This is a genomic window from Mesorhizobium sp. M7D.F.Ca.US.004.01.2.1 (assembly GCF_003997785.1).
GTDB lineage: Bacteria > Pseudomonadota > Alphaproteobacteria > Rhizobiales > Rhizobiaceae > Mesorhizobium > Mesorhizobium loti.
In genome coordinates, this window is the sequence record NZ_RZRQ01000280.1 from 1 (window position 1) to 7684 (window position 7684).

The window sequence follows — 7684 nt, forward strand, 5'->3', positions numbered from 1 at the left end:
CGTTTGAACTCATCCCTGGTCTCCCTTTGCTGATGGTCCGGTGCCGTTGGCTGGACCGACATGTCTTTCCAGCCACCACAGAATGCGGGCGGCGCTATCGATGTATTCGGGATAGCCGCGCAGGCTGTGTCCGGCATTCGGATAGATGACGAGCGCGCTCGGCGCCCCCGATCTCAGCGCCGCGAAATGGCATTCTTCGGCCTGGCCGGGCGGTGTGCTCTTGTCGATGGCGCCGGCCATGATCAGCGTCGGCACGATCTTCTTCTGTTTGTGGAAGGCAGGGCTTCGCGAAAAATAGTCACCACCGGATTCCCATGGCGACGTCGTCAGCATGATCTCGTCGAATTCGGGGATTTGCGATGTCCGGTGCTGGCTGTACCAGTCGCCGACCGGAGAGATCGGTATCGCCGCTGCGAAACGATCTCTTTGCGAAGGTAGCCATGCCGACATGAAGCCGCCATAGCTGGTGCCCGTCACGGCGACGCGCGCGGCATCCACCAGACCCCGCTCGATCAACGCGTCGACGCCGCTGATGATATCCTGAGCGTCGGCGCCGCCCATATCGCCCTTCACCGCGCGGGCAAAGTCGTCGCCGCGTCCGGTGCTGCCCCTGGGGTTGGGGAAGAGGACCGTCCAGCCGCGGCTGGCGAGAATGGCGCCGGCGCGCGACCGGCCAAGCCAGCGGTTGCGGTGCGCGGAGACCGGGCCGCCATGGACATCGACCAGCAGCGGTGTCGGGCCGGTGACCGCCTGTGGCCGCACCAGCCAGCCCTGGATCTTCAGCCCGTCCGGCGCGGTCCATTCAACCGGCTCGGTCGTGCCGCACGGTGCCGTGGCGCCGGCGGCACCTTGTGCCGCCAGCGAGGCCAGTTCGACAATTGTGCCGTTGGTCTCTTCGGCCAGGAACGGGGCGCGCGACCAGGATTCGGCGATGAACAGCGAGCCCTTGTCACCGATCGGACTGGACGCGGGCACCCACTCGCCATGGGTGAGTTCACGCGACGCCCAATGTTGCGTGGCAACCGAGCGCTCGAGTGAGAAATCTCCGCTTGCCGTTTCGGGACCGCGCGCGCCGGCGAAATGGATCGTCGTCGTCGAGCGCCATTCGATCGACGTCACATCGATGCCCAGCGTGTCCGCCGTTGCAACGTCGCCCGTCGTCACGTCGAGAATGGAAAGCAAGCCTGAAACCAGTCCGCGATCGCTGCAGAAGGCCTGCACGAACGCGACCTTGTCGCCGCTCGGATTGCCTCTGACGCAGCCGATCTGGTCCCGCGGCGTGTGAACGATCCGTGCCTCACCCGAGCCGGCGTCGACCAGTGCCAGCCGCGCCCTGTACCAGCTGCCTTCGCTGTGATCATCACTGACCAGTGCCGCGATGCTGTCCTTGCCGGACCAGCTTGCTTCCCAGACATTCAACGGCGGTGCCGTGAGCTGGCGCGCAGCGCCCTCAAGATCCCATATCCACAGGGTGCGCCACAAATCCTCGCCTTCGCCGAGCCGCACCTCGGGCAGCCAGGCCTCGGCTTCAGCGGGCTGCTTCTGGGCGTAGCCGCCATGGATGCCGGCAAGGTCCGCGGCGGCGCCGGCAACCACGAGAAGAAGCCTTTTGCCGTCCGGCGACCAGTCAATCTGCTCGATGCGCCCACGCAAGGCGACGCTCGCGACAACGGCGCCGCCTGATCTCGTCTCGATCAGGTCCGTCGCAGGACCTTCACCCTGGCAGGCGAATGCCAGCAGTCTGCCGTCGGGCGACAAGCGGATCTGACGCGCTTCCCTGTCGCTGAGGCGCTTGATCGCGCCACTGCCGCGCTCGACCTGGTAGAGCCTGCTGCTGGTTCCGCCCTCGATCGGTCCTTCGAAACTCTGGCCGATAAAATAAAGCTGCCCAGCACCCTGATGACCACACAGCGAGCGGCCGCCGAAAACATGTCCGGGTGCGCCCAGAAGATCGCTGTAGAACCTGTGGACGGCTTCGAATTCCACTGACGAGCGAAAATCCCGTTGCATCGAATACCCTCACACAAGGATGCGTTCAGGACCCGTCGCGCATCCATTCGCTGGAGCCGCGCCGCATTGTCCAAATGGCAGCGACGGCGACCATACAGGCTCATTCCGGACTGTCTAGACACATGTGTCTGTGGCCTGATACTTGATGCGCACTGCATCTGAATCGCACGTCCGGAACGCCGCTTGATCCGGTCTTCCGTCGTGTTGGTGTTGCCGAGAGAGCGAGGAAAAGTGAGCGTTTCGACTGCCGCCAAGGCCATTTTCGACAGTGAAATCATTTGGGATGCGCATTCCGGCTTCATGCCGGACCCAGCCGCGGACCTGAACAATCTGCAGATCTGGCGTGACGCCGGCATCAACTATCTGTCGATCGATGTCGGCTTCGACCTGTTGCCCTGGGAGCAGACAGTGCGGACCCTGGCGAATTTCCGCCACTGGATCCTTGCCAATCCTGAGCACTACACGCTGGTCTCCTCCGTCGCGGAAATCCGCAAGGCCAAGCTCGAGGGCAAACTGGCGATCACCTTCGACATCGAGGGCATGAACGCGCTCGACGGCCGCATTGAGATGGTGGAGTTCTATCACCATCTGGGCGTCCGCCAGATCCTGTTTGCCTACAACAGGAACAACCTCGCCGGCGGCGGTTGTCACGATGTCGAGACCAACCTGACGGCGTTCGGCCGCCAGGTCATCGACGAGATGAACCGTCTCGGCATGTTCGTCGACGTCACTCACACCGGCTACCGCACCTCGATGGAGGTGATGGAGTACTCCAACAGGCCGGTCATCTTCTCGCACTCCAACGCCAAGGCCCTGTGCGGCCATGGCCGCAACATCACCGACGAGCAGATCAAGGCCTGCGCGCGCACCGGCGGCATCGTCGCGATCGTCGGGCTCAATCGTTTCCTGGGAGAAGGACGGACGGACTCGGACAGGCTGGCTGACCACATCGAATATCTCGTCGATCTGGTTGGTCCAAATCATGTCGGCATCGGACTGGACTACGCCTTTCCGGTAGACTTCAAAGGCATTGACCGCATCATTTCCGACAACCCGCAATTCTGGCCCAAGAGCGAATATCCGGAGGGGGCGACAAGCTACTCGGCTCCAGGTCAGATGCGCGAACTGACCGAGGTTCTTCTCCGCCGTGGCCAGTCCGAGCAGACCGTGCGCGACGTCCTGGGCGGCAATTTCATGCGCCTGGCGGCTGAAATCTGGAAGTGACCGGCGGCGGAGAGGCGCATCTCCGCCTCAGCACTTGATCCAGATCCCACCGAATGGCGGGCCAGGCCGCGCCATGTGGGCGATCACATTTCGCCCGCCCGCCTGCCAAAGTCGACGCGCCGGCGGGGTCGGAACAGATGTCGAGATTTTCCGCAAGATCGTCCGTATCCAAGATTCGGACGTGCCGGCAAAATTTTCGCTAGACATGTGTGTCTATTATTAGCAGTTTTAGCCGAACGACACATTCGGCCCGGCTTGGAGAATGGCCAGCGGCCTGAAAAACAAGACTACGAAAAACAGCAGAGGGGTAGAGCATGTCCAATCTAGCCGACACTAGGGTTTCCCGCCGCAGCCTGCTTGCCGGAGCCGGCGCCCTTGGTCTCGCATCAATGGTCAATCCACGGGTTTCCTGGTCGAGCGACGGTCCGATCCTGAAGGTGCGCTCCTATGCCGACATCCAGACGCTCGACCCCTGCTTCCGGCTGGCAGCACCTGAAGGCGACATCACCAGCGTCATCTTCGCCGGCCTCGTTGTCACCACGCCGGGCGACAGCTGGGGCTGGCGGCCGATGGCGGCAGAGACGATCAAGCAGCTCGATCCGCTGACCGTCGCCTTCCAGCTGCGCGACAATATCGGCTTCACCGATGGCTACGGCCAGATGACGGCCGAAGACGTCAAGTTTTCGATCGAACGCATCGCCGACCCCGCCAACAAGAGCCCCTATTCCGGCGACTGGGCCACGCTCAAGGAGGTCGAGGTCAAGGACAAGCTGTCTGGCCTGATCCACCTGAAGCAGGCCTTCGCGCCGCTGTGGACGTCGACCTTGCCGACGCCGTCCGGCACCATCCTGTCGAAGCGCGCCATCACCGAACTCGGTGGCAAGATGGGCGTCAAGCCGGTGGCCCAGTCGGGTCCCTACATCCTGAAGGAATGGCTGCCCAAGCAGCGCACGGTGCTGATCCGCAATCCCGACTGGAAGTACGAGCAAGGCGCCTTCGCGGAAATCCACATCCATCCGATCGAGGACGAGAAGACGGCCGAACTCGGCTACGAAGCCGGCGACCTCGATTACACCTGGACCGCGGTGTCCTCCATCTCGCGGCTGAAGCAGACGCCGCCGCCGAAGACGACAGTGGTGGAGAAGCCTTCGCTGGCCTTTGTCTGGCTCGGCATGAACCAGGATGTCGCTCCCTTCAACAATCCCAACATGCGCCGCGCGGTTCAGTACGCGGTGGACCGCAAGGCGGTGGTCGATGCCGCCTATTTCGGCGCCGCCGCCACCGCCACCGGCATCATCGCACCCGGCCTGCCCGGCCATCGCGAGAAGAACCTTTTTGATTTCGACCCGGACCGCGCCCGCGACATGATCGCCAAGGAGGGGCTGGCCGGCACGACGATCACGCTCGACATTCTCAACAAGACCGAGCGCCTGACCGCAGCCCAGGTCGTGCAGTCGAACCTGCAGGATGTCGGCCTCACCGTGGAGATCAAGCAGAACGACAGTGGCACCTTCTGGACGCTTGGCGCCAAGGAAGGCGACTACTGGAAGAAGCTGCAGATGATCGTCAGCCGCTTCTCCATGCAGCCAGACCCGAGCTGGGCGACTGCCTGGTTCACCCGCGACCAGATCGGCGTCTGGAACTGGGAGCGGTTTTCCAGCGAGGAGTTCGACAAGCTCAATGCCGAAGGCATGGTCGAGCTCGATGCGGCGAAACGCGATGTCATCTACAAGAAGCTGCAGGACCTGATGGAGGAGAACGGCAATTACGTTTTCCTGACGCATGAGGTCACCGGCATCATGAATCGAGACACGCTTGTGGCCGGCCTGAAGCCGAATGGCGAACCCGTGTTCACCGATTTCAAACCGGCATGATATCGGCGGGCGGGGCTCGTCCCCGCCAAAGACCGTCCCACAGGTACCGAAAATGATCCGCTACGCCCTCAAGCGTCTGTGGCTTGGCGCCATCATCATCAGCGTCGCCATGATGATGATGTTCGCCATGGTTTACCTCATTCCCGGCGACCCGGCCTCCGTCGCGCTGGGGCCGCGCGCAACGCCGGAGATGATGGAGGCGCTGCGCGTGCGCATGGGCCTCGACCAGCCGGTGTGGCGGCAGTTCCTGCACTTTTACGGATCGGTCCTGCGCGGCGACCTGGGCACCGAGGTTCTGTCGAACCGGCCGGTGCTGGACGTGGTGATGGAACAGCTTCCGTTCACGCTGGCGCTGGTGGTCGGCGGCATCACCTGGTCAGTGGCGCTCGGCATCCCGCTTGGCTGCATCGCAGCGGTGCGGCGTGGCGGCTTTGTCGATCAGGTGATCGGGGTGCTGTCGGTGGCGATGATCGCGGTGCCGTCATTCGTCGTCGCCATCTATTCGCTGCTGGTGTTTGCGGTCGCCCTGCAATGGTTGCCGGCGATCGGCGCCGGCGAACCGGGCGACCTCGCCAGCCGGCTCCAGCACCTCATCTTGCCATCGCTGGCGGTCGGCCTTGGCTGGATCGGCTACATCTCGCGCATGGTGCGCGCCTCGATGCTGGAGACGCTGGAAGCCAGCCATATCCGCACAGCGCGCGCCTTCGGTCTGACCGAGCACAGAATCGTCTATACCTACGCGCTGCGCATCGCCGTGCTGCCGACGATCACCTTGCTCGGCGTCGGCATCGGCCACATGCTGTCGTCTTCCGTCTTCGCCGAAATCGTCTTCGCCCGCCCCGGCATAGGCAAGCTGGTCTACGAGGCGATCTCGGTGCGCAACTACCCCATCGTCTCCGGAGCCGTGCTGGTCACCACGGTCTTCTTCGTCCTCGTCAACGTAGCGGCTGACATCCTGGTCGGCCTATTGGATCCCCGTGTCAGATCAAGTTTCAACTGAGCTGCCATCCCGCAGCTTCCGTCTCGGCATGATGTGGCGCACCGTGCGCCGCATCATGCGCGAGCCGCTGGGCGCCATCGGCCTGACGCTGGTGACGGTGGTGGTACTGTCGGCAGTGTTTGCCAGCGCCCTGACCAGCTATGCGCCGAGCAAGATATCGCCGGCCGAACGCTTCGCTCCGCCAAGCCTCCTGCACCTGCTCGGCACCGACCATCTCGGCCGCGATCTTCTGACCCGCGTGCTGTACGGCGGCCGCGTCGCGCTTTTGATCGCGCTCGGCGCGACGGCGGTGTCGCTGGTTGTCGGCGTCGTGCTGGGGCTGATCGCCGGCTATGGGCCGCGCTGGCTCGACAATGTGCTGCTGCTGATCTTCGACGCGGTGAAGAGCTTTCCAACCGTCATGCTGGCGCTGACGCTGGTCACCCTGTTCGGCCCCTCCCTCTACGCGGTGGTGCTGGTGGTGATGCTGGTCAACGTACCGGGTTATGCCCGCATCATCCGAACCCAGACGCTGGTGCTGAAGTCAGCCGAACATGTCATGGCGGCGCGCTCGATGGGCGCAAGTGCGGGCCGCATCCTGCGTGTCCATATCCTGCCCAACATCATCGGCCCGATCCTGATCCTGATATCGATGGACATTCCCGTGGTGGTGGCGATCGAGGCCGGAATGAGCTTCCTCGGGCTCGGCGTGCGGCCGCCGACACCGAGCTGGGGCGCGATCCTCAATGACGGCTTCGCCAACATCCGCGATTCCTACTGGATCGTGATTGCCGGCGGCCTGCCGATCGTGCTGACGACGCTCGGCTTCACCTTCTTCGGCGAGACGCTGCGCGACCTCTTCGACCCCCGGCTGAAGGGACGCTCATGACGGTTCTCGAGGTCAAGAATCTGAGCGTCGCCTTCCACACCGAGAGCGGCCGGCTGGAGGCGCTGAAGCAGGTGAGTTTTTCCGTGCCGTCCAATCGCAGCGTCGGCGTGGTCGGCGAATCCGGCTGCGGGAAATCGACACTTATCAACGCCATTCTCGGCCTGCTTGCCGACAATGGCGAAATCACATCGGGCGAGATCGTCTTCGAGGGCGACAAGGACCTTGCCCGGCTCGACCCCACGGCGATGCGCGGCCTGCGCGGCTTGAGGATCGCCACCGTGTTCCAGGATCCGATGGGCGCGCTCAACCCGGTGCTTTCGGTGGGGCGGCAGATGCGCGACATCCAGTATCGTTCGAGCCTGTCGAAGCGGGACAAGGATGCGCGCTCGGTCGCCATGCTGCGCAAGGTGCGCATTCCAGATCCGGAAAGCCGGCTGACACAGTATCCGCACGAGTTCTCCGGCGGCATGAAGCAACGCATCGCCATCGCCATGGCGCTGATGATGGAGCCGGCGCTGCTGATCGCCGACGAACCGACGACGGCGCTCGATGCGACGCTGGAGGTGGCCACCATCGAACTGCTCAAGGATCTGCAGCGCGACATCGGCTGCTCGGTGCTGTTCATCTCGCACCATCTGGGGGTGATCGCCGAACTCTGCGACGAGATGATCGTGATGTATGCCGGCGAAGTGGTGGAGAGCGGCACGA

Annotated in this window: 6 protein-coding genes; 5 read left to right on the forward strand and 1 reads right to left on the reverse strand. The window is 63.5% G+C overall.

Translation table 11 applies throughout. The features are described from left to right. Positions 1-9 precede the first annotated feature (9 nt). On the reverse strand, positions 10-2010 hold the full coding sequence (locus EN993_RS27390; RefSeq protein WP_127265320.1) for a S9 family peptidase: 2001 nt from the start codon (positions 2008-2010) through the stop codon (positions 10-12). 231 nt (positions 2011-2241) lie between these two features. Here EN993_RS27390 and EN993_RS27395 point away from each other — a divergent pair, with 231 nt between their 5' ends. The 5 genes from EN993_RS27395 to EN993_RS27415 all read left to right on the forward strand — a co-directional run. Further along, a complete protein-coding gene (locus EN993_RS27395) occupies positions 2242-3234 on the forward strand; it encodes a membrane dipeptidase (RefSeq protein ID WP_127265321.1) in 993 nt (330 codons plus the stop codon). A gap of 314 nt (positions 3235-3548) precedes the next feature. Then, positions 3549-5108: an ABC transporter substrate-binding protein gene (locus EN993_RS27400; RefSeq protein WP_127265322.1), complete on the forward strand. Its 1560-nt coding sequence runs from the start codon at positions 3549-3551 to the stop codon at positions 5106-5108. 52 nt (positions 5109-5160) lie between these two features. Then, on the forward strand, positions 5161-6108 hold the full coding sequence (locus EN993_RS27405) for an ABC transporter permease (protein ID WP_127265323.1): 948 nt from the start codon (positions 5161-5163) through the stop codon (positions 6106-6108). Then, positions 6086-6976, forward strand: a complete 891-nt coding sequence (locus EN993_RS27410) for an ABC transporter permease (protein ID WP_245468983.1) — start codon at positions 6086-6088, stop codon at positions 6974-6976. The genes EN993_RS27405 and EN993_RS27410 overlap by 23 nt, the downstream gene beginning before the upstream one ends. Then, positions 6973-7684, forward strand: a 712-nt coding sequence (locus EN993_RS27415) for an ABC transporter ATP-binding protein (protein WP_164757839.1), incomplete at its 3' end; no start/stop codon positions are given. The genes EN993_RS27410 and EN993_RS27415, both read left to right, overlap by 4 nt.

Excerpts from the sequence above, each read along its gene's own strand:
- EN993_RS27390 (WP_127265320.1), bottom strand. The coding sequence starts at position 2,010 with ATGCAACGGGATTTTCGCTCGTCAGTGGAATTCGAAGCCGTCCACAGG.
- EN993_RS27405 (WP_127265323.1), top strand. The coding sequence starts at position 5,161 with ATGATCCGCTACGCCCTCAAGCGTCTGTGGCTTGGCGCCATCATCATC.
- EN993_RS27400 (WP_127265322.1), top strand. The coding sequence starts at position 3,549 with ATGTCCAATCTAGCCGACACTAGGGTTTCCCGCCGCAGCCTGCTTGCC.